Raw genomic sequence first — 21,343 nt, 5'->3', positions numbered from 1 at the left:
GCTCCGAGCCTGAGCCGGCAGTTGGACAACAGCCGATTCGGGTCCCCTCCGAGTCCCGGACTCGCCCGAGGCGGCCCTGCAGAACCACGTGGTTGCAGGGCCGCCTCACACCCCCATAGTCAGTGCATCCGCTTACCTGGCATTCGTCGAATGCGCAGGTGACGGCTTTTTCTGAAGGAGCCAACCCTTGTCTCTGAAGCGACATCCTCTGACGAAGCACGGAGCCGCGATCCTCGCATCGTCCGTTCTTGCTTCGTTCGCATTCCTCGGTGCATCCGTCGCGCCGGCACAGGCCGCGGCAGAGCCCCTGCCGAACCCCTCATTGGCCGACAAATGCGGCCTCGATATCGGGGTCGTCCTCGACCTGTCGAATTCCCTGTCAGATCGAGACGTCGACGATTCGAAGTCGGCCGCCAAATCTGTCGCCAGCGGCCTCTCGGGGACTCCCAGCAGAGTGTCTGTCAACTCGTTTGCGACGTTCGGGCCCGACGGCACCAACGAGCCCATCAACAGCACGTCTGTCGCAACCTCGGACTCAGTTGACGAACTCAATAAGCAGATCGACGCGCTTCGGCGGGTTCCGCAGGACTCGGGAGGCACGAACTGGGACCGCGGTCTCGGGCAGCTGGGCGGCACGAACCATGACCTGGTGCTGTTCGTCACCGACGGCAAGCCAACGGCATACGGGGTGCCGGGATCCGAACCGGGCAATTCCGACCGCGGTACGCGAACCGATCAGATCGATATCGACAAAGCCATCGAATCGGCGAATGCACTGAAGTCGCAGGGTGCCAAGGTCGTCGGTTTGGGAGTGGGCAGCGAGATCAACGAGGGCAATATCAAGCTGGTCTCGGGCCAGACCTCAGGAGACGACTACTATGTGGTCTCGGACTACTCCGAATTGGCCGAGAAGCTCCGCGAGATCGCCACGAAGAGCTGTCGCGGAACTCTCAACGTCACCAAACTCATCGACCCTGGGGCCGGCGAACACGCGAAGAACACCGCGACGCACCCAGGCGAGGGCTGGGCGATCTCGTCTCCGGACTCGATGGACGGAGTGGAGAAGACCACGGACGCGGCCGGGACGGTGAGTTTCAAACTGCAGACCCCGGCGGAAGGGGTGCAGGCTTCCGAGAAGCAGCAGGAAGGCTACCGGCTCCAGCCGCAATCGGGATCGAACGCGGTCTGCACCGCAGACGGACGCGAAGTCGGAACCAGAAACATCACCGACGGATTCGAGTTGACCGAGACTGTCGATACGGACGCGATCATCACCTGCCAGATTGTCAACGAACAGATTCCCGGAGCACTGAGCTGGAAGAAGGTCGACGAGGACGGCAGAGCGCTCGTGGGTGCGGAATTCACCTTGACGGGTCCGGACGGCAAGGACTTCGTCGTGGCCGACAACGGAGAGCTCGACGCCGATGAGGCGGCCGGGCAGTTCGAAGTGACCGATTTGGCTTGGGGCGATTACAGCATCAAGGAGACCAGCGCTCCTGAAGGATATGTGCTCACTGACGAGACGCAGACCGTGACGATCACCGGTGATAAGCGGGACGTGGCGTTCTCCGACATCGTCAACAAGAAGGACGTCGGAGCTGGTGCCGATCCGGATGGCGACTCCTCTGCAGACCCGGGTGCAGACGCGGACGCTTCCACTGATCCTGATGCGTCCGCAAATCCCGACGCGTCCGCAAATCCCGACGCGTCGCCTGATGCGGATGCATCGACTGACCCGGACACTTCATCCGACCCGGACACTTCGTCCGACGTGAATGCCGACCCCGACGCATCGAAGGAGTCTGACGCCGAGGCTTCGACCGATCCCAATGGTGCTGACGATGCGTCGACGGACCCTGACGGCAAGGACGAGGAGTCGAAGGATGCTGACGTAGACGCCATGGCTGACCCGAGTGGCCAGGCATCGGCCGATCCCAGCGGCCAGGACACAGCTTCGACGGACACCAATGCCAAGGCAACGGCCGATCCGGATGCCAATGCGGCGACTGATCCGGGCGCCGGCGACTCGGCCGCAGCTGATCCGGACGCTGATGACTCGGCCGCGACGAACTCGAATGCGGGCAGTGCTGCGTCGAGCACGTCTGAAGGCGGAAGCACCTCAGCCGATGGATCCACCAGCGACAGCGGAGGGAACACCAGCGGAGGAAACGACCGCGGCAGCGACGGCTCTCATCTGCCGAGGACAGGTGCCGCTGGAGCGGTGACGTTCGGCATCCTCGGCGTGCTCCTCATTGGGGGCGGAATCGCCGCTATCCTCGTGTCACGACGACGAAAGACCGACCTGCTGTGATGCAGTCTCGTATCTGATCCGAGCGCAGAGGGCGGAGCCGAATCGATATCGGCCCCGCCCTCTACCGTCCGGAGAATATACCGGGGGTCGCTCCCAGAGTCGACCGGAAATGGCGGGTGAGATGAGCTTGGTCGTGGAATCCTGACTCCACAGCCGCCTCGGCAGGGGAGTGCCCGGCCAGGAGAAGCCTGCGGGCACGATCGACCCGGCGGCCGATGACATACCGGTGGGGCGCGATCCCGAACGTCGTGGTGAACACCCGCACCAGGTGGCTGCGGTGGGCGCCGAGCTCGGCGGCCGCCTCGGCGATGGTGAACGACTCAAGCAGACGATCATCGAGCATCTCCCGCAGACGACGGGCGAGCGGCGCATCGGACGCGGTCTCGGTCGACGGCGTGAGGCAGGAATTCGCGATCTCGCGCAGGGCCAGGACACCACATTCGGCAGCGAAGGCATCGGCGGGATCGGCGAGGGCGGAGTGGATATCGGTGACGGTGCTCAGCGCATCGGCGCCGAGCAGGGTGGGCGAATCGGCCGCAGCGTCGACAGCGGTCGGCGGCAGCCAATCGGCATCGAGGTAGAGCACCCGTTTGCGAAAGCCCTGGTCAGCCAGTGCGGAACGGCCATCGTGGGGCACCTGCGGCGGCAGCAGAGTCACGGCCGCGGGAGTGGCAAGGTGATCGTGGCGGTCGAGATCATAGGTCACCGCGCCGTCGTCGATGAGCAGCACCGTCCATGAATCGTGGGTGTGCGCGGGGTAGGCGTGATGGTCGAAACGGGCGTGCAGGACTTCCTGCACCTGCGGGACCGCAGGGTGCCACGCGCGGATGACGTCGACCATGCAACAAATGTACAAGACCGGCAGTGCCACGGTCGGCCAGAGTGGATGCATGCACGAGAACACGAATGCCACAGATCAGACCGACGGTCAGCCCACCCCCTCCGAGGCGGCCGCGAGCAGTTCCATCACCGAGGCAGCCGCGCCAACACTGTCCGCCGATCCGAGCGTGCCGGTGCGGTTCGACACCAAGGTCGTCGTCGTCCTTCGCGACGACCTGCAGCCGTGGCAGGAGCTCAACGTCACCGCTTTCCTCATGTCCGGGATCGCCACGAGCGATGAGGGCTTGGTCGGGGAGAACTACCGGGACGCCGACGGCAACGACTACCTGCCGATGCTGCGCCAACCGGTGATGGTGATGACCGCGGATGGGGATAAGCTGCGGTCGATCCGAACGAAGGCGATGGGTCGCGGAATCCCGACGGCGATCTATACCGAGGAGCTGTTCTCCACCGGCCACGACGCAGCCAACCGGGCCGCCGTGGCCGGTGTCCCGGCCGAGGAGCTCAACCTCGTCGGGGTGGCCCTGCGCGGCGCGAAGAACGGGGTCGACCGGGTGGTGAAAGGCGCGCGGATGCACGCGTGAAGTTGGGCGAGCTCCCTGCTTTGCCGTTGTGCTCTCACTTCGTAGAGAGAAACGCGGACAGCCGGTTCAATGTGTCCACCTCGAGCGAGTAGTACGACCAGACTCCGCGCTTCTCACGGTGAAGGACTCCGGCATCGACGAGGATCTTCAGGTGGTGGGAGACGGTCGGCTGGCCGAGACCGACGGGTTCGGTGAGATCGCAGACGCACGCTTCCTGCTGCTCGTGCGCGGCGACGAGGGAGACCAGGCGCAACCGAGTCGGATCGGCTACTGCCTTGAAGATGCGCGCGAAATCCTGAGCGTCATCGAGGCTCAACGGCGAGACGGTCAGCGACGGGCAGCAGTCGTCCGCTTGTGTCGGAGGGGGCGCGGGTTGTGTGGTCACTCTTCCATTATGCCCATACATTGACACTTGTCGATGTATTGTGGTCCTATCGTATCGATAAACTTCAATGCGTCAGCATGTGACCGCGGCGCCGAGTCGATCAGGACCTCGAGGGAGACAATGCATTCCACTGCGCCAGCCGGCACCGATTCGCCTGTGGCGGCGAAGATGTCGACACTAGATCGATTTCTGCCGCTGTGGATCATCGGCGCCATGGCCCTGGGCCTGGTGTTGGGCAGACTCGTGCCCGGCGTCGCCGAGACTCTGGACGCGGTCAAGGTCGCCGACGTGTCCCTGCCGATCGCCATCGGCCTGCTGGTGATGATGTTTCCTGTGCTCGCCAAGGTTCGGTACAACGAGACCGGACACGTGCTGAGTGACAAGAAGCTCATGATCACCTCTTTGGCCATCAACTGGTTGGCCGCACCGGCGTTCATGTTCGTGCTCGCATGGCTCTTCCTTCCTGATCTGCCCGAATACCGGACCGGACTGATCATCGTCGGTCTGGCCAGGTGCATCGCCATGGTCCTCATCTGGAACGATCTGGCCTGCGGAGACCGTGAGGCTGCCGTCGTGCTCGTGGCCATCAACTCGGTTTTCCAGGTTCTCGCATTCGGGCTCCTCGGTTGGTTCTACCTCCAGTGGCTTCCGAGCCTGCTGGGTCTGCCGACGACGTCCAGCGAATTCTCCTTCTGGGCGATCACCCTCAGCGTCCTCGTCTTCCTCGGAATCCCGCTTCTTGCCGGCTTCCTCACACGCACGGTGGGAGAGAAGACAAAGGGACGTCAGTGGTACGAAGATCGATTCCTCCCCAAAGTCGGGCCGTGGGCATTGTACGGACTGCTCTTCACCATCGTCGTGCTCTTCGCCTTCCAGGGTGACGAAATTACCTCTCACCCGGGCAACGTCGCCCGCATCGCCTTGCCGTTGCTCGTCTACTTTGTCGTCGTCTTCGCTGCCGGGATGGTCATCGGCAAGGCACTGAACCTGGGTTATGAGAAGACGACGACCCTGGCATTCACCGCTGCCGGCAACAATTTCGAACTCGCCATCGCAGTGGCGATCGGAACCTATGGTGTCGCCTCGGGGCAGGCGCTCGCCGGAGTCGTCGGCCCGCTCATCGAGGTGCCCATCCTCGTCGCCCTCGTCTACGTCGCGCTCTGGGTGCGACCCCGATTCTTCCCATCGGCCGCTGGTCAAGGAGTGAACCGAGTATGAGTCCTACACAGATGAGCAAGCCGAGTGTCCTCTTCGTCTGCGTGCACAACGCCGGCAGGTCCCAGATGGCGGCTGGATTCCTCCGCGAACTGGCCGGAGAGCGCATCGAGGTGCGGTCGGCCGGCAGCGCACCGGCCGAGACGATCAACCCAGTCGCAGTCGATGCGATGAGGGAACTCGACATTGACATCACTCGAAACAGTCCCACGCTCCTCGACGCCGACACCGTGCTCGCGTCCGATGTCGTGATCACGATGGGCTGCGGCGATACCTGCCCGATCTTCCCCGGCAAACGTTACGAAGACTGGGTTCTGGATGATCCCGCAGGTCAGGGCCTGGAATCTGTGCGCCGAATCCGGGATGAGATCGGGACCAGAGTCGAAGCCCTCGTCGTCGATCTCGCCCCCGATGCAGGGACGAGATCCACACTGTCGACGACCACGTCGAACCCCATCGCCGAGGAGGCGCCCAATGACTGATTATGCGCTCGAACAGCTCCCGGTCGCCGTGATCGGTTCCGGTCCCGTCGGCCTCGCGGCCGCGGCCCAGCTCGTCCGACGCGGTGTTCGACCGCTCGTTCTCGAAGCGGGAACCACTGTCGCGGCGGCAGTGGCCGAGTGGGGTCATATCGGTTTGTTCTCTCCGTGGAAGTACAACATCGACGAGGCGGGGCGCAGTCTGCTGGCGCCCACCGACTGGCATGAGCCCGACGGGGACCGCCTGCCCACCGGTGCCGAGCTCATCCGTGACTACCTCAAGCCGCTTGCTGAGACAGCTGAACTCCGAGATTCCGTCCTCATCGATACCCGGGTTGTGGCAGTGAGCAGAGTCGGAATGGATCGGACGGGCACCGCGCAGCGCGAATCGACTCCTTTCCTTATCCGCACTCGGAGCTCAGATGGAACATCGGCGGATTTGCAGGTCAGGGCAGTTATTGACGCTTCGGGGACATGGGAGAGCCCGAACCCGCTCGGGCAGTCCGGTCTCGCAGCGACCGGCGAGGCCGAAGCCCGTCGCAGCGGGTTCGTCACATCGCCTCTGCCCGATGTGGTCGGCCGAGATCGAGAGCAGTTCGTCGGGCAGCGGACTCTTGTCGTTGGTGGAGGGCACTCGGCGGCCAACACGCTCCTGGCGCTAGCCGAACTGCGTGAGGAAGCCCCGGGCACGCGAATCGGCTGGGTGCTCAGGCGATCAGATCCCGCATCTGTCTACGGCGGAGAGGACCAGGACGGTCTGCCAGCACGCGGGGCCTTGGGAACGCGACTTCGCCACCTCGTCGAGACCGGAGTCATCGAAGTGCATGCCTCGACGACGATCACCGGATTCTCCACCGACGGTCGTGGCACCTTAGCTGCGGAGAGTGGCGGCGAGTCGGTGACGCTCCATCCCGACAGGGTCGTCCCTGCCGCCGGCTTCCGGCCGGACCTGGGGTTCTTGCGTGAGATCCGACTCGACCTCGATCCGATTGTCGAAGCTCCGCGGCAGTTGGGCCCGCTCATCGATCCCGAACATCATAGTTGCGGAACTGTCGCTCCGCATGGTGCCCGGGTGCTCGGGCATCCGGAGCCGAATTTCTACATCGTGGGCATGAAGTCCTATGGGCGCGCCCCGACGTTCCTCATGTACACCGGCTATGAGCAAATCCGCTCCGTCGTCGCAGCGATCGCCGGGGACCAGGAGGCAGCCGACAGGGTCGAACTCGTTCTGCCGGAGACCGGAGTGTGCTCAGCCGACATCGGAACTTCGTGTGACAGGTCGGCTGACAAGCCTGGTTTTGTCGACTTGCCCGACACCGCTGCCGCATCGGACGCATCAGACGCAGCCGGATGCTGCGGACCTGCAGAACCGGTTGTGATCGGGATACCCACAGGGACAGAACACGGGCGATCGGGAGAGAGCGGGAACGGCTGACTCGCGGGTCCGACCTTCGCCGCCTCGACCTTTGCCCCTCAGCGGGCTGATTCGCAGGTTCGGCTTACGTTGCCTCAGCGGTAGGTGGCGTTCTTCGGATCCTGGTGACCGTGGTCGTTGAACGAGATGAGGCTGGTGCCGCCTCGGCCGGTGATGATCTTCGTGATGCCGGTGTTGATGGTCACCCGGTTGAATGCCATCCACTGGTCGAAACCGCCGCCGATCAGTCGGGCGGCGGTCCACGCGATGGCGCCGGCGCTCGAGACCACGATCGTTGACTGGCCTGAGCCCATCGCGCTGGTCGTCTCATCGAGGGCACGTTCGACCCGTGACGTGAACTGCTTGTAGGTCTCCGTATAGTCCTCGTCGTGTTCGCCCGAGGCCCAGCGAGCCGCACCGCGTTCGAGCTCACCCTGGAAGATCTTGGAATCGTGCTGGGCGCGAGGGTCGAGATCCGTGAGCACTCCGGTGAGCTCCCAAGCGGCATATTCGTTCCAGCCGGCGTCGACGTGGGCGTCCATGCTTCGGCCCATGCCCTCGAGGAGGCCCTCGGCGGTCTGACGCTGCCGCAGCATCTCTCCGTGGACGAGTCGGTCTGGTTCGATCCCGTGAGAGGCGAGGAAGCGACCGGTGATGCGGCTCTGCTCTTTGCCGAGATCGGACAGCCTGTCATAGTCATCGGTGCCGAAGGAGGCCTGCCCGTGCCGAACCAGATAGAGCACACTCATGAATCACACATCCTCGTCGTGAAGCCCACGCTGCTTTTCGAGTGATCGTTTACTGATGTGAGTCTACGGGACATCGGTGGGGAACAGCTGCTCGGCCAGTCGAAGCACCTCAGCGAGGGCAGGACTGACGTCATCTCTGCGCCATGCCATGAGCAGCGGGAACGGCCCCTTCGGGTCTTCGAGGGGGACGAAGGCGATATTGGGGAAGGAGGCGTTCTTCGGCACCGACGCCACTGTGACTGAACAGCCGATCTCCGCACCGACGAGCGAGAGTATCGTCCACGTGTCCGGAGCCACCTGGATGACGGTGGGGTTGAAACCTGCGGCCTGCGACAGCTCGTAGAGCCGTTCGATCGTCGTCGACCCCGGATTCGGCGGCACCGTGATGAACTCCTCTCCCGCGAGCTCGCTCATCGACACCGACTCGCGGCCTGCTAAGGCATGCTCTCTGTGCATGGCGACGACAAGCGACTCCTGGGCGACGACGCGAGTATCGACCGACTGTGGCACGAATGGCCAATAGCCGAAGACGAGGTCCACTGAGCCGTCGGCGACGCTGTCGATGGCCGGCATCCCGAAGGAGGCGCTCTGCAGACTGAGGTGGATTCCCGGATGAGTCCCGCGGACCAGTTTGAGCAGCCGTCCGATGAGTTTGTGGGTCGCGATGCCGGTGAATCCCAGGCGCAGATGTCCGACCTCGCCTTTCCCTGCTGCCTGCACTGCGGAGTCGGCGAGGCGATGACTCATGAGGATATCGCGCGCAGGTTCGACGAGCGCCTGTCCTGCCGGAGTCAGACGCACGGACCGAGTGCTGCGTTCGAACAGCTGTGCCGACATGTCGGACTCCAGGCCCCGGATGAGTCGGCTGAGGGGCGGTTGGGTCATATGCAGTCGTTCGGCGGCTCTGCCGAAGTGAAGTTCCTCGGCGAGGACGAGGAATGCGCGGATGTGCTTTGTGTCCATATCGGTGTCTCAATCGTGAAGGCGGCCGCCCAGTGAGGATCGGGCGATATTCGTGCAATGGCTGCATTAATCGTCTCCATTATAAGTATTGGACGGGTATCAATGATTTTGAAAGGATGACCCAGGTCACAGTCATCCGAGGTTCGAGGAGGAACGCGATGGACAAGACGATGAGTCTTCCCCAGGCGATCAGCACCTATCTGCGCAACGGGGATACAGTCGCCCTGGAGGGCTTCGGCCACATCGTGCCGGTCGCTGCCGCGCACGAGATCATCCGGCAGGGCTTCACTGATCTAGTCCTTGCGCGCATGTCCTGCGACGTCATTGTCGACCAGCTGCTCGGAGCGAACTGCCTGAAAGGTCTCATCTCCTCGTTCATCGCCAACAGTTCGGCCGGTTCCCTTCACGAGCTTCGGCGGCGCATTGAGAAGTCGGACCCGGAACCGCTGTGGTTCGACGAATACAGTCACGGCGGAATGGTCGCCCGCTATCAGGCCGGTGCCTCGAAGCTTCCGTTCCAGCCCATCGCCTCCTACCGGGGCAGCGACCTAGCGGCGAAGAATCCGCGGATCAAGTCCGTTCCCGACCCCTACGGTGGACCGGACATCCACGTCGTCCCCGCACTCAATCCCGACCTCACGATCATCCACGCCCAACGTGCGGACATGCATGGAAACGTGCAGGCATGGGGGATGCTCGGGATTCAAACCGAGGCCGCATTCGCCAGTCACCGACTCATCGTCACAGTTGAGGAGATCGTCGACGAGGCTGTCGTCCGCTCCGACCCGAACCGCACAATCGTTCCCGCGCACGTCGTCGATGCCGTCGTCGCCGTGCCACGCGGCTCGCATCCTCATTCGGTCCAGGGCTATTACGACCGCGACGACGAATTCTCGAGACAGTGGTCCGCGCTCGCCCGCGACGCGGCGGCGGTCCAGGACTGGCTCGAGACCAATATCCGCGGCACGAGCGACCACGATGAGTTCCTTGCCACCCTCGGATCGGAACATTTTGAGCGGATGGCCATCCACGACGCATATTCGACGCCTGTGAACTATGGAGGGCGAGCATGACATTGAGTGCTCACGACACCACTGAGACCCGGTCCCGCGACGAGCTCAGCGAGACCACAAGCAGCGAGGTCGCTGGCGACGTGGTCACCAGCAGCGAACTTCTCACCGTCCATTCGGCGCGGGCGCTGGCCGGACGCAACGTGGTCTTCGCCGGGCACGGCCTGCCCACTCTTGCCGTCTCTCTGGCTCAGCACACTGTCGCACCGGACATCGAGATCGTCTACGAGTCGGGAGTAACCGGAGCCAGGCCGCCGGTGATGCCGCGCAGCATCTCGGATTCGATTTTGGTTCCGGGGGCCGCCTCGGTGATGCCGATGACGCACCTGTTCAACTATGTTCTGCAAGGCCAGCGAATCGATGTCGGCTTCCTCGGTGCCGCGCAGGTCGACAAGTTCGGGAACCTGAACTCCACCCTCATCGGCGAGGACTGGGAGCACCCAGACAGCCGACTTCCGGGCTCAGGAGGAGCCATCGAAGCCATGGCGGGCGCAGCAGAGATCTTCCTCGTCATGCGCAGGCACACCCCGCGCACCTTCGTCGAGTCCTTGGACTTCGTCACCTCCCCAGGGTCGAAGAAGGCCGCCGAGGCGGAAGTCGGATCCATGCCGGCGGGTTCCGGCGTGACCCACGTGATCACCGACCTGGGCATCATGACGCGCTTCGCTCGGGATGAGGAGCTCACTCTGACAGCCGTTCACCCCGGTGTCGACCCCGCCGAGGCGGTGCGGCAGACCGGATGGAACCTCCAGGTATCGACCGACCTCGAGACGACGCAGCCGCCGACTCCGGATGAGCTGGCACTGCTGCGAGAGACGCTCGATCCCACCCGGATCTACCTGCGCTGAACCGGAGCCCTCACCCGCTGACCGATGTCCGCGGGCAGCTGTAGGCGACAGTCGCCCACTGTGGCTCCCTGCTGAGCAAGCGAGAATTCGAATCGAAGAAAGTTGAAATCATGTCAATGAAGACAAACGCACAGGTTACCTCCCCTCCTGATCCGAATGTGACTCGGCCCGAACTGCGCCGTGCCGCGTGGTCGTCGTGGCTCGGCAGTTCGCTCGAGTACATGGACTTCACCTTGTATACGCTCGCCTCGGCTCTGGTCTTCGGACCGCTCTTCTTCCCCAATGAGACTCCTGCGGTGGCGCTGATCTCCAGTCTCGGCGTCTACGGGTCCGGTTTCGTAGTCCGGCCGATCGGCGGATACGTCTTCGGACGAGTCGGTGACAAGCACGGACGTCGGATCGTCCTCATCGTCACTCTGTCGATGATGGGCATTGCCACCATGGGCATCGGTCTTCTGCCGACTTATGCGCAGATAGGCATCTGGGCGCCTATGCTGCTCGTCGTACTCCGGCTCGTGCAGGGGTTCGGAGCCGGAGCCGAATTGGCCGGAGCTTCGGTGCTCTTGGTCGAATCGTCGCCTGTGCGTCGCCGTGGGCTCTTCGGGGCGATCGTGGCGATGGGGACCAACAGCGGAATCTTCCTGGCCACAGTTCTGTGGACGCTGCTTACCCTGCTGCCGGACGAGGATTTCCTCAGTTGGGGCTGGCGGGTGCCCTTCCTGCTCAGCATCGTCACCACTTTCGTGGCTCTGGCAATTCGTACGAAGGTCAGGGAGTCCCCGGTGTTCGAAGAGGCGAAGGAGCGCCGCGCCGAGGTGGCCGCGGACAAGAGCGATCAGCCGAGCATCCTCGTCGAAGCGCGTCGGTCGACGAAGTCGTTCCTGCTCGCCTTGGGCATCCGAATGGGAGAGAACTCCGCAGTCTACCTCGTCAAAGGCTTCATGGTCGGGTGGGTGGTCACCACGACGGGAATCGACTCTTCCATCGTCACCACCGGCATCATGATCGGCACCGTCATCGGCTTCGCGACTGTGCCGTACTTCGGCAAGCTCAGTGACAAGCTGGGTCGCCGACCCGTGTTCTTGGGGTTCACTCTATTCCAGGTCCTCTTCGCGATTCCGGCCATGATCCTCATCGACACGGGCAACCCGATCATCATCGCGGCCGTCTTTGCGGTCTTCGTCGGCGGGCCTCTGCCGAATCTCTACGGTGTCGAGTCGAGCTGGTTGGTCGAACTGTTCGGATCGAAGCATCGGTATACGTTCATGACCACTATCAAAGAGGTCGGATCGGTCGTCTCCGGCGGTCTGGCGCCGGTGATCGCGGCCTCGCTCGTCGCCGTGATCACCGACTCATGGTGGCCCGTTGCGATCGTTCTCATTCTGTTCGCCGGCTGCGGCCTGCTCGGTGCGCTCTTCGCGCCCGAGACCCGTGGTCGCGACCTCACGACTGAAGTCGACGCAGTGGACGAACGGCAACCGCTGCAATAGGCAAGGGCCGGGACCCCGAGATGGGCGAGGGCCGGGACCCTGCGATGGGCGAGGGCCGGGACCCTGCGATACGCGACGGCCGGCCCGGTGAGGTGGACTACGACCAGCCCGCTGGGGTAGGCGACGGCCCTACTGCCGGATTGCGGTCAGTTGTTGTGGCGCGGAGGCGCTCTGCCACCAGTGCAGTCGCTGCAGCTCTGCGTTGAGAGCGATGCCACAGGCTCCGTGGGGCGTCATCAGAACGGTGGGGGATCGACCTCAAGATCGTGGTCCCAGTTCACTGTCTTGGAGACGAAGCGGTGGTCCCAGGGATCGTCGGCTCCAGTGCCCTTGGGGTCTGCAGCGTCCTCAGACTGCGAGTTGCTTTCGAAACCGGTGAGGTTCGGGCCAGCGGCGGCACGGGCGCTGCGCTTGTCGGGCTCATTCGGGTCGAAGTCGATATCGTCGATGTCGAGCTTGGCAAGACGCGCCCATCTGACGACTCGGGCGTACTTCGCGTTCCCCGTCAGCTGCTTCCGAGCCGCGGGGTCGCTTCCGGTGGGCAGACTGCGCTGGTGGTCAGAGTTCGCCCAATTGAGGCAGCGCTCCAGCCGCAGCCGCCTGATTTCTGCCTGCTGCTCCCGATACGCCTCCGAAAGACGTCGCTGGTGTGCTTCGCGTTCCTCCCGTTGGCGCTTCTCTTCGTCGCGTTGACGAATCGTCGACTCGCCAGGCATGAGCTCGAGCACCCTTGGTGCTGCGGGAACCATCGACCAGGGCAGTTTCCACCGTTTGAGACCCAGTCGTCCCAGGGAATCGAATTCGAGCGCTTGGGCAACATTGATCGGCTGGCCCGGCGCCGACACAGTGGTCGAGATTCCGTGCTTGAACTCGTAATCGAGCTCACCGGATTTGGGCATAGTGACCCGAAGGCGGCCGGCGGTCTTCAACGCATGGTGCTTCTTGCACAGAGGATGAAGGTTTCCGAACCGAGTGAGACCGCCCTTGAGCGGATCCAAATGGAAGAACGGAACGACATGGTCGATCTCCGACTTCTCAGCCCGACGAACACAGCCGGGAACGGTGCACACTGTCCACTGCTCGACCAAGGTCTTCCGAAGATCCCTGGGGACCTGGTAAGTGGTCGCTTTGGCGTCGATGGGAGTGCCGGTGGCGGGATCGGTGAGGATCCGCTGGATGCTCTTCGACCGGCCGGCGATGTTGCGAGCCACCTCGACGGGTACCGGTGAGCCGTCGGCGAAAGTGCCGGGCAGGTCCGAATCTCCGGTGAGCGAGAGGAACGGAACGGTCACCACGGTGGCGGCCTGATGCGACAGCCACCACGCGCTTGTGGGCATACGCAGCTTGACGACATATTCAATGGGACCGTCAGGGTCCTCACCTTCGACGCTGCAGTCGGGGCGGAAAGCCGAACCGCCGGGTCGGTTGGCGACAGAGAATCCGTCGGACGACCCTGTGGCGCTGTCGGCCGAGCAGCCGGCGGACGATCCATTGGCATCGTCGGCCGAGTCCGAAGCGACGTGCTTCGCGAAGTCGGCGACGGCGTCGTCGGAGTCCATATCCGGAATGAGCTCGCCGTCGGTGTCGAGCAGCGACTTCTCTTCGGCGGTTTGGATACCCGTGATCGGGTCGACCGAAATGACCTTGACCTTGAGTTCCGGCACTGGCCGGGTGAACAGATCGTACTCGAGCTGAGAGATGGAGCGGTCATCGCTGATCTCAACGCCCAGGGGCAGATTGAACGCCGACTTGTTCTTTCCATGCACGGCCAGCGCCATGCCCTGGATTCGGTTGTAGCAGGCAAAGATCTCCGCTGAAGGCCCGCTGACGGTCAGGCAGGCCGAGCCGTCCTTGTAGCCTTCGACATCGACGCGGCGACGCTTAGTGGCGAGTTCGGTGTTGTCGACCGGCGGAACGAGCAGGGCGATCATCTTCGCCAGATCTCGGCGCAGGGTCTCGCAGGTGATATCGGCGCGCCTCGCGGCCAGGAAGATGTCGAGCTTCGGAAGGAAGTCGAACGCGACATCAGCACACTGGCGAGCGACCACAACGACATGTGCCTGGGTGAACTCTCCGGCGCGGACACGGTCGGCGAAGCGCGGCAGACCATAGAAAATCGTCAGCGCGCCGGTGAGCTGACGGTAGGTACGGGCAGTGTTGGTCCCCAGCACTGTCGAGATCTCGACGAGGTCCTCAGCGTCGACATTGTCATAGACCCATTTCGAGAAGCAGATGCCCTCATCGAGCTCCGGGAACTCGGGCAGGACCTTCGCCTCGGACTCAGTCGCCTTGCGCAACTGTTCGCGGGCGAAGTCGGCGTCATAGAGCACAACTGTCGCGGAAGGTGAGCCGCCGGTGCCGGTCTTGTCGTCCGCTGGCGACGACGGGTCCTTGGTTGACGACGCGTCCTTGGACGAGGTCTCCGATTTCTCCGCAGCGCCGAAGACGGTGTTCTCTTCGGATTCTTTGGCGCGGCGATCAAAGGATGCGGAGATCGTCTCGCAGCGAAACGGTTCGGAGCCCTCGGGCATGGGCAGTTCGAGGGCGATGAAGACCTGTTCCAACACAACTGAGGAGACGGACTCGAGGAGGGAGAAATGGGCACGGTCGGAAGCGACAGCGTTCTCGGCAAAGCGAGACATGCTTGATTCGAAGCGGATGGCGAATCGGGGCGACGGCTGTGTCACACCCGGCTCGTCTGCCTGGTCGGGGGTCGAACGGTTGGTGGTGCCCTTCATTGCTCTTTCACCTGCCTCGGACTTCGTTGTCGGGGAAGTGGTGCTGACTTGAAAAGCTGTTAATCAGATCTTAGACGGTCAAGCTGACATTCACAATAGTAAAAAGAAAAAAGATTCGAATAAGTTTCGATGACATATTGATAGTGAATTGATTCTCTACTTATCATTGCACTCGGTGCTGACATGAGGGCGTTCGGCCTCGTTCGGCCAGTTCAGGGGTTGTTTTGCGCCGGTCCAAAGGTCTGGAGAACATGCCACCGGAACGGCGGGACAGCCTCGGTGGGGGCCGGATTTTCGGGTGAAACGGGTCACAGCATCGGTTATGATGATCGAGTTGTCGGATGCGACCCATGAGGTCGGTACTCGCCTCATGCGAGCCGTATCCGCACTGCGCGCAACCGCGTCGCCCTTCACCTAGGGCCATGTCGCGGGCCGCGTCGACGTCACCGCACCATCCTTCACTGGTGACCAGTTCTTCGCCCAGACCATCGCCTGCGCTCACGGTCGACCGTGTCCGCGCCGGCCGACGTCCAGACGATCACTGCCGGCTGCACCGATGATCCGATCATCGAACGGAGTGCTCGCCCAACCGAGTGCTCACGAGCTTCGTAAGCTCACGAACCGCCGCCGCATCAACCACGAGGATCAACCATGACGACCACCGCTCACAACTCCGCCGCCTCCGACCAGGGCTCGAAGGGCCCGATCACCGACGCCGAGATCTTCGAGGCACACGAAGGCGGCAAGCTCTCCGCCGAGCTCACCTCACCGCTCGAGACCCAGCGCGACCTCTCGATCGCGTACACCCCGGGCGTGGCCAAGGTCTGCACCGCGATCAAGGACGAACCGCAGCTGGCGCGTACGCACACTTGGACCGGCCGACTCGTCGCGGTCATCTCCGACGGGTCGGCTGTGCTCGGCCTCGGTGACATTGGTCCGGCCGCCTCGCTGCCGGTGATGGAGGGCAAGTGCGCCCTGTTCAAGTCCTTCTCCGGGCTGAATGCGATTCCGATCGTACTCGACACCAATGACACGGACGAGATCGTCGAAACCATCGTCCTCATGGCCCCGACCTTCGGTGCGATCAACCTCGAGGACATCTCCGCTCCGCGCTGCTTCGAGATCGAAGACCGGGTCAAGGAAGCCCTCGACATTCCCGTCATGCACGATGACCAGCACGGCACCGCCGTCGTCGTCCTCGCCGCACTGACGAATGCTCTGCGCGTGGTGAAGAAGTCCTTCGAGTCCGTCCGCGTCGTCGTCTCAGGCGCCGGTGCTGCCGGTGTGGCCGTGGTGAAGATCCTCGCCGACGCCGGCGTGAAGGACATCGTCGTCCTCGATTCCAAGGGAGTCGTCGAATGCGGCCGCTCCGACCTGACCGAGACCAAGCAGTTCCTCGCCGAGTCGACGAACCCGCGCGGAATCTCCGGTGGGATCGGCGAAGCCCTCGACGGTGCCGATGCCTTCATCGGCGTCTCCGGCGGCACCATCGACGAGGCGCACCTGGCCAACCTGGCCGACGATGCGATCATCTTCGCCCTGTCGAACCCCAACCCCGAGGTGGTCCCAGACGTCGCCTCCAAGTACGCCACCGTGGTGGCCACCGGGCGCAGCGACTACCCTAACCAGATCAACAACGTCCTCGCGTTCCCCGGAATCTTCCGCGGCGCGCTCGACGCCGATGCCAACGAGATCACCGATGATATGAAGCTCGTCGCCGCTCGTGCGATCGCCGATCTCGTCGGCGATGACCTCGAGCCTGGTTATATCGTGCCCGGTGCTCTCGATTCGCGCGTCGCTCCGGCCGTCGCCGAGGCAGTCGAGAAGTCCGCGCTCGAGGCCATGGCCAAGCGCTGACGCCTCGTCGGTGGGCCATCGCCGAGCCGGAATTGTCGCCGAGGCGGCCGAATACAGCTGAGGGGCGGGTGAAGAGTGATCTTCACCCGCCCCTCAACTGTGTGTCGGTTGCTGATTGCGTTCCGCTCCAGGCCGTGTGCCACAGGTGGTCGGGCGCCCGTGGCCGTCGGTTGGCCATCGGAGGACTGCCGCCCATGCCAGGCAGACGCGGTCGGAACTCAGTCGTCGGTGACGGTGATGGTCACGTCGATGTTGCCGCGGGTGGCGTTCGAGTATGGGCAGACCTTGTGGGCCTTGTCGGCCAGCGCCTGTGCCTCGGCTTTGTCGAGGTGCGGGAGGGTGACCTCGAGTTCGACAGCGAGCTGGAACCCGCCCTCATTGTTTTTGCCGATGCTCACTCGTGAGCCGACCGCTGAGTCGTCGACGTTCGCCTTGGCCTGACCGGCCACGAGGCGCAGCGCCGAGTGATAGCAGGCCGCGTAGCCGACCGCGAAGAGCTGCTCGGGATTCGTGCCGTTGCCGCTGCCGCCCATCTCCGCGGGTGTGGCGAGATCGACGTCGACTTTCCCGTCGTTCGTGCGACCGTGGCCGTCGCGGCCTTCGCCGGTAGCCAGTGCCTCTGCAGTGTAGAGAGCCTTCATGATTCTTCCTTCCGTTGGCGGTGCGTTGTGGGTTAGTAGGGTTTTGTGGGTTGGTAGGGGTATCTGGGCTGGACTTGCGCTATGGGGCGGGGCATTGATCGGTCTCGCATCGGGGCCGTCAGCGGGCCGCAGTCGAGTCGGTGACGGCTGCGGGATCTCCGCGCAGATTCCTCGTCAGAGTGCGCAGGGTCTCGAGCAGCTCGGGCATCGCGGCCGAGTCGAGCTGTGTGCGCTCACCGATCCGGGCCGGAACGCACTCGGCGCGCTCCTTGGCTGCGGCGCCCTCGGCGGTGGGGCGGATGAACACACTGCGCGAGTCCTCGGCGGAGCGGTGACGGGTGACGTAGCCGAGCGATTCCAGCCGCGACAGCAGCGGAGAGAGCGTGCCCGAATCGAGCTGCAGACGCTCGCCGAGGTGCTTGACGGTCACGCCGCCGGGCGCGGAATTCTCCTCCCACAGCACAAGCATCACCAGATACTGCGGATAGGTGATGCCGAGCTCGGCCAGCAGATCCTTGTATGACGCGGTCATTGCACGCGACGCCGAGTAGAGGGCGAAGCAGAGCTGTCTGTCGAGGTCGAGCGCATCCATAACTAAATGGTTGCACACAATTCAATTGTGCACAACTGATTAATCGGAAGGCGGATGAACGGGGATCGAGGTGAACATAGCGGAGGGGTGGGCGAAGATCTCTCTTCGCCCACCCCTCCGCTATGTGGTGCCTCAGTCGTTCGCCGGCGTCCGGTGACGTGCGTCGGCCCTCGGTCAGCTTCGGTGTCGCTTCGGCGGCCCGGCTCGGCCCTCGGTTACTGCTGTGGATTCTGCTTGGAGTTCTTCCACTGCTGAGCGGCCGCTTGAGCCGACTGGGCCGCAGACCGAACGGACTGGCCGAGCGACTGGCTGGAACCTCCGGGGCCACCTGACTGACCGTCATGACCCGAGCCGTCGGAGCCATCGGAGCCGCCCGAGTTCGGCGGGTTGGTCGGCTGCGGCGGAACGCTGGCCTGCTCGGAGCGGTGGCTCGAGGTGTACCTGCTCTCGGGCGCCGTGAAGGTGGCCCCATCCTCGGCGGCGTTGGCAGCGAACAGGGCGTTGCGGATCTCTTGGCCCATCTCGCCCAGGCCGCCCGGGTTCGAAGGCATGAACAGCACATTCGACCGGCCCTCCTGGGCGACGTTCTGCATGGTGTCGAAGTACTGGGTCATCATCAGCAGCTGCTCGGCCGTCTTGTCGATGCCCACCTCCTGCAGCTTCGCGTACTGCTCGGCGATACCGGTGGCGATCGCCTTGCGCTGAGCGGCGACACCCTCACCGTGGAGGCGCATCGCCTCGGACTCCGCCTGCGCCTGTGTGACGCGCTTGATCTTGTCCGCCTCGGCGAGCGACTGAGCGGCGACACGGTCACGCTGTGCGGCATTGATCGAGTTCATCGAATCGCGGACCTTCGGGTCCGGGGTGATATCCGTGACCAGGCTGCTGACGATCTTGAAGCCGTAGCGCTTCATCGACTCCGAGAGCCGGCCCTCGACGTTCTCCGCGATATCGTCCTTCGACTCGAACGCCGTGTCCAGAGTCAGACCCGACAGCGCCGAACGAACGGTGTCGAAGACGTAGGAGCGGATCTGCTCCTCGGAGTTCGCCAGCTTGTAGTAGGCGTCGGCCACATTGTTCTCTTCGACGACGTACTGGACGGCGACGGGAACCGTGACGAAGACGTTGTCCTTCGTCTTCGACTCGATGTTGACCTCGAGCTGCTGGACGCGCAGCGAGATCGGCCAGCTCGTCGTCTCGATGAACGGCACCTTCGTGTTCAATCCCGGCTTCGCCACTTTCTTGAACTTGCCGAATCGCTCGACGATGACGTTCTCCTGCGTCTTCACTGTGAAGAACATGCTGGTGCGCAGCTTGCCGAAAAGCAGAACGGCGATGATGAGGATGACGATGATTATGGCGAATGTGGCCACCAATCCAGTCATGGGTGCTCCAATGCGTCGTAGATTTCGGCCGCCGAGCGACCGCCTGTGACTACCACCCTAGTAGCCAGGACGGCATCCGCATACGCCAAGGCCGGTTGACGTCACGGCCCAAGCGTCTCGACATCGAAGAACGACTGCCGACACATCTGATGTCAGACGTATACTGGAGGCTCAGCGTGGAACGACCAGCAGAAGGTGATCATGACGGAGACGACGGAAACCGGACGGAAAGTGACGACCTCCGACAGGATCAAGGATCTCATCCTCTCCGATGGTCTGCGTCCCGGAGACCTGCTGCCGACCGAAGGCGAACTGTGCAGTCGCCTCGGCGTCTCGCGGTCGAACGTCCGGGAAGCCATCCGCAAGCTCTCGACCCTCGACATCGTCGACGTCCGCCACGGCCACGGCACCTACGTCGGCGAGATGACGCTCGATGCGCTCGTCGAAGCCCTCGTCTTCCGCGGAGTGCTCAGCCCCGGCGACGACCTCGACGCACTGCGCGATGTCGTCGAAGTGCGCAAGGCCCTCGACCACGGAATGTCCGAGCAGATCGTCGACGCCCTCAATGGCACGGAGAACTCCGAACTCAAGGATCTGGTCGACGAGATGACCGCGCTCGCCGCTGACGGCAAGACCTTTCCGCAGCAGGATCGCGCCTTCCACACGGGGCTGCTCGCGAAACTCGGAAACTCGCTCGTCGGCCAACTCGTCGCGGCGTTCTGGGATGTGCACACTGCCGTGCTGCCCAAACTCAATGTCGCCGTGGCCGCCGACCTGGAGCAGACCGCGCATGCCCACGGCCTCATGCTCGAAGCGGCGGAATCCGGCGATGCCGAGGCCTTCCGCGCCGCGATCACCGCCCACTATGAGCCGATCATGCGCGCCCTCGAACAGAAGTGATTGACTGAACGCTGAAGGAGACCACATGGAAGTCGTCATCGCCGACGAATACACGCTGGCGGAGCTCGCCGCCGACGCGATCGAGGCGCTGCTGCGCACCGAATCCGCACCGGTCATCGGGCTGGCGACCGGATCGAGCCCGCTGCGCATCTACGACGAGCTGACCACCCGCCACAAGAACGAAGGGCTGTCCTTCGCCCACGCGCAGGCGTTCATGCTCGACGAATACGTCGGAATCGCCGACGACCATCCGCAGCGCTATCGCAACGTCATCGACGCCGAGATCGCCACTCGCGTCGATTTCGCCGAGGGGGCCGTCCACGGTCCCGAGGGATCCGCCGATGACCTGGCGGCCGCCTCGGCGGACTATGAACGGAAGATCGCCGAGGCGGGCGGGATCGACCTGCAGATCCTCGGGATCGGCAGCGACGGTCACATCGCGTTCAACGAACCCGGATCATCCCTGGCCTCGCGGACACGGGTGAAATCCCTGACGCACCAGACGCGGCTCGACAATGCGCGGTTCTTCGACGGCGACGTCGAGCAGGTGCCGAAGCTGTGCCTGACTCAAGGGTTGGGCACGATCATGGAGGCGAAGCATCTCGTGCTCGTCGCGACAGGCGGTAACAAAGCCGAGGCGGTGCATCAGATGGTCGAGGGGCCGATCTCGGCTATGTGGCCCGCGACCGTGCTGCAGATGCACCCGCATGTCACTGTCATGCTCGATGATGCGGCGGCGTCGAGGCTACAGCTCGGCGACTATTACCGCCACGCGTTTGAGAACAAACCGGAGTGGCAGAGCCTCTGAGCGATTTCGGCCTGGGCAGGCAGCTGGCGAGGCCTCGGAGCGAGATCAACCCGGGCGGGTAGCCGGTCAGCTCA

At 63.6% G+C, this 21,343-nt stretch carries 19 protein-coding genes; 11 read left to right on the top strand and 8 right to left on the bottom strand.

The features are described 5' to 3' along the window. Positions 1-187 precede the first annotated feature (187 nt). Positions 188-2,311: a SpaA isopeptide-forming pilin-related protein gene (locus KTJ89_RS18060; RefSeq protein WP_259358809.1), complete on the top strand. Its 2,124-nt coding sequence runs from the start codon at positions 188-190 to the stop codon at positions 2,309-2,311. 61 nt (positions 2,312-2,372) lie between these two features. On the opposite strand, the gene KTJ89_RS18055 is transcribed toward KTJ89_RS18060, so the two are convergent. After that, entirely contained in the window at positions 2,373-3,152 is a 780-nt protein-coding gene (locus KTJ89_RS18055) for a helix-turn-helix transcriptional regulator (protein WP_172174806.1), read from the bottom strand. 49 nt (positions 3,153-3,201) lie between these two features. Here KTJ89_RS18055 and KTJ89_RS18050 point away from each other — a divergent pair, with 49 nt between their 5' ends. Beyond that, the gene (locus tag KTJ89_RS18050) at positions 3,202-3,735 is read left to right on the top strand and encodes a DUF2000 family protein (RefSeq protein WP_172174809.1); all 534 of its coding nucleotides are present in this window, start codon (positions 3,202-3,204) and stop codon (positions 3,733-3,735) included. A 34-nt stretch (positions 3,736-3,769) separates the two neighbouring features. Here the strand turns inward: KTJ89_RS18050 and KTJ89_RS18045 are convergent, their stop codons facing one another. Further along, positions 3,770-4,141 (bottom strand): ArsR/SmtB family transcription factor, encoded by a 372-nt coding sequence (locus KTJ89_RS18045; RefSeq protein WP_172174812.1) that lies wholly within the window; start codon positions 4,139-4,141, stop codon positions 3,770-3,772. Positions 4,142-4,240: 99 nt separating this feature from the next. On the opposite strand from KTJ89_RS18045, the gene arsB reads away from it, so the two are divergent. Genes arsB through KTJ89_RS18030 form a run of 3 tightly spaced genes read left to right on the top strand, consistent with a single transcriptional unit; the run spans position 4,241 to position 7,249 of the window. Further along, positions 4,241-5,338, top strand: coding sequence for an ACR3 family arsenite efflux transporter (gene arsB / locus KTJ89_RS18040; RefSeq protein ID WP_259358807.1), 1,098 nt, complete (start codon positions 4,241-4,243; stop codon positions 5,336-5,338). Further along, positions 5,335-5,817: an arsenate reductase ArsC gene (locus tag KTJ89_RS18035; protein WP_374990296.1), complete on the top strand. Its 483-nt coding sequence runs from the start codon at positions 5,335-5,337 to the stop codon at positions 5,815-5,817. Before arsB ends, KTJ89_RS18035 begins: the two co-directional genes overlap by 4 nt. Then, a complete protein-coding gene (locus KTJ89_RS18030) occupies positions 5,810-7,249 on the top strand; it encodes an NAD(P)-binding domain-containing protein (RefSeq protein ID WP_259358806.1) in 1,440 nt (479 codons plus the stop codon). The genes KTJ89_RS18035 and KTJ89_RS18030 overlap by 8 nt, the downstream gene beginning before the upstream one ends. Before the next feature lie 74 nt (positions 7,250-7,323). On the opposite strand, the gene KTJ89_RS18025 is transcribed toward KTJ89_RS18030, so the two are convergent. Further along, on the bottom strand, positions 7,324-7,977 hold the full coding sequence (locus KTJ89_RS18025; protein WP_259358805.1) for a histidine phosphatase family protein: 654 nt from the start codon (positions 7,975-7,977) through the stop codon (positions 7,324-7,326). A gap of 63 nt (positions 7,978-8,040) precedes the next feature. Next, positions 8,041-8,940, bottom strand: coding sequence for a LysR substrate-binding domain-containing protein (locus tag KTJ89_RS18020; RefSeq protein WP_259358804.1), 900 nt, complete (start codon positions 8,938-8,940; stop codon positions 8,041-8,043). Positions 8,941-9,098: 158 nt separating this feature from the next. Here KTJ89_RS18020 and KTJ89_RS18015 point away from each other — a divergent pair, with 158 nt between their 5' ends. The 3 genes from KTJ89_RS18015 (at position 9,099) to KTJ89_RS18005 (ending at position 12,348) form a co-directional block, all read left to right on the top strand. Continuing rightward, positions 9,099-10,013: a CoA transferase subunit A gene (locus KTJ89_RS18015; protein ID WP_181271956.1), complete on the top strand. Its 915-nt coding sequence runs from the start codon at positions 9,099-9,101 to the stop codon at positions 10,011-10,013. After that, positions 10,010-10,858: a CoA-transferase subunit beta gene (locus KTJ89_RS18010; protein WP_259358803.1), complete on the top strand. Its 849-nt coding sequence runs from the start codon at positions 10,010-10,012 to the stop codon at positions 10,856-10,858. Before KTJ89_RS18015 ends, KTJ89_RS18010 begins: the two co-directional genes overlap by 4 nt. A 158-nt stretch (positions 10,859-11,016) precedes the next feature. Next, positions 11,017-12,348, top strand: coding sequence for an MFS transporter (locus KTJ89_RS18005; RefSeq protein ID WP_259358802.1), 1,332 nt, complete (start codon positions 11,017-11,019; stop codon positions 12,346-12,348). Between the two features lie 236 nt (positions 12,349-12,584). On the opposite strand, the gene KTJ89_RS18000 is transcribed toward KTJ89_RS18005, so the two are convergent. Continuing rightward, a complete protein-coding gene (locus tag KTJ89_RS18000) occupies positions 12,585-15,086 on the bottom strand; it encodes an HNH endonuclease signature motif containing protein (protein WP_259358801.1) in 2,502 nt (833 codons plus the stop codon). A 651-nt stretch (positions 15,087-15,737) separates the two neighbouring features. Here KTJ89_RS18000 and KTJ89_RS17995 point away from each other — a divergent pair. Beyond that, positions 15,738-16,943 carry an NAD(P)-dependent malic enzyme gene (locus tag KTJ89_RS17995; protein WP_259358800.1) on the top strand — a complete coding sequence of 402 codons (1,206 nt, stop codon included), beginning with the start codon at positions 15,738-15,740 and terminating at the stop codon, positions 16,941-16,943. A gap of 218 nt (positions 16,944-17,161) precedes the next feature. On the opposite strand, the gene KTJ89_RS17990 is transcribed toward KTJ89_RS17995, so the two are convergent. The 3 genes from KTJ89_RS17990 to KTJ89_RS17980 all read right to left on the bottom strand — a co-directional run bounded on the left by KTJ89_RS17990 (position 17,162) and on the right by KTJ89_RS17980 (position 19,561). Beyond that, on the bottom strand, positions 17,162-17,584 hold the full coding sequence (locus tag KTJ89_RS17990) for an organic hydroperoxide resistance protein (protein ID WP_259358799.1): 423 nt from the start codon (positions 17,582-17,584) through the stop codon (positions 17,162-17,164). Positions 17,585-17,702: 118 nt separating this feature from the next. Further along, positions 17,703-18,176, bottom strand: coding sequence for a MarR family winged helix-turn-helix transcriptional regulator (locus tag KTJ89_RS17985; protein WP_259358798.1), 474 nt, complete (start codon positions 18,174-18,176; stop codon positions 17,703-17,705). A gap of 215 nt (positions 18,177-18,391) precedes the next feature. Then, positions 18,392-19,561, bottom strand: coding sequence for an SPFH domain-containing protein (locus tag KTJ89_RS17980; protein WP_259358797.1), 1,170 nt, complete (start codon positions 19,559-19,561; stop codon positions 18,392-18,394). Positions 19,562-19,762: 201 nt separating this feature from the next. Between KTJ89_RS17980 and KTJ89_RS17975 the strand changes: the two genes are divergently transcribed. Together KTJ89_RS17975 and nagB are read left to right on the top strand one after the other, a co-directional pair. Then, a complete protein-coding gene (locus KTJ89_RS17975) occupies positions 19,763-20,461 on the top strand; it encodes a FadR/GntR family transcriptional regulator (RefSeq protein WP_259358796.1) in 699 nt (232 codons plus the stop codon). Positions 20,462-20,486: 25 nt separating this feature from the next. Next, positions 20,487-21,269 (top strand): glucosamine-6-phosphate deaminase, encoded by a 783-nt coding sequence (gene nagB, locus KTJ89_RS17970; RefSeq protein WP_259358795.1) that lies wholly within the window; start codon positions 20,487-20,489, stop codon positions 21,267-21,269. The last annotated feature ends 74 nt before the right edge of the window (positions 21,270-21,343 follow it).

This window comes from Brevibacterium sediminis (assembly GCF_024895295.1).
Classification (GTDB): domain Bacteria; phylum Actinomycetota; class Actinomycetes; order Actinomycetales; family Brevibacteriaceae; genus Brevibacterium; species Brevibacterium sediminis.
The sequence above is the reverse complement of the archived record's forward strand: the minus strand, read 5'-3'. Positions and strand labels throughout refer to the sequence as shown.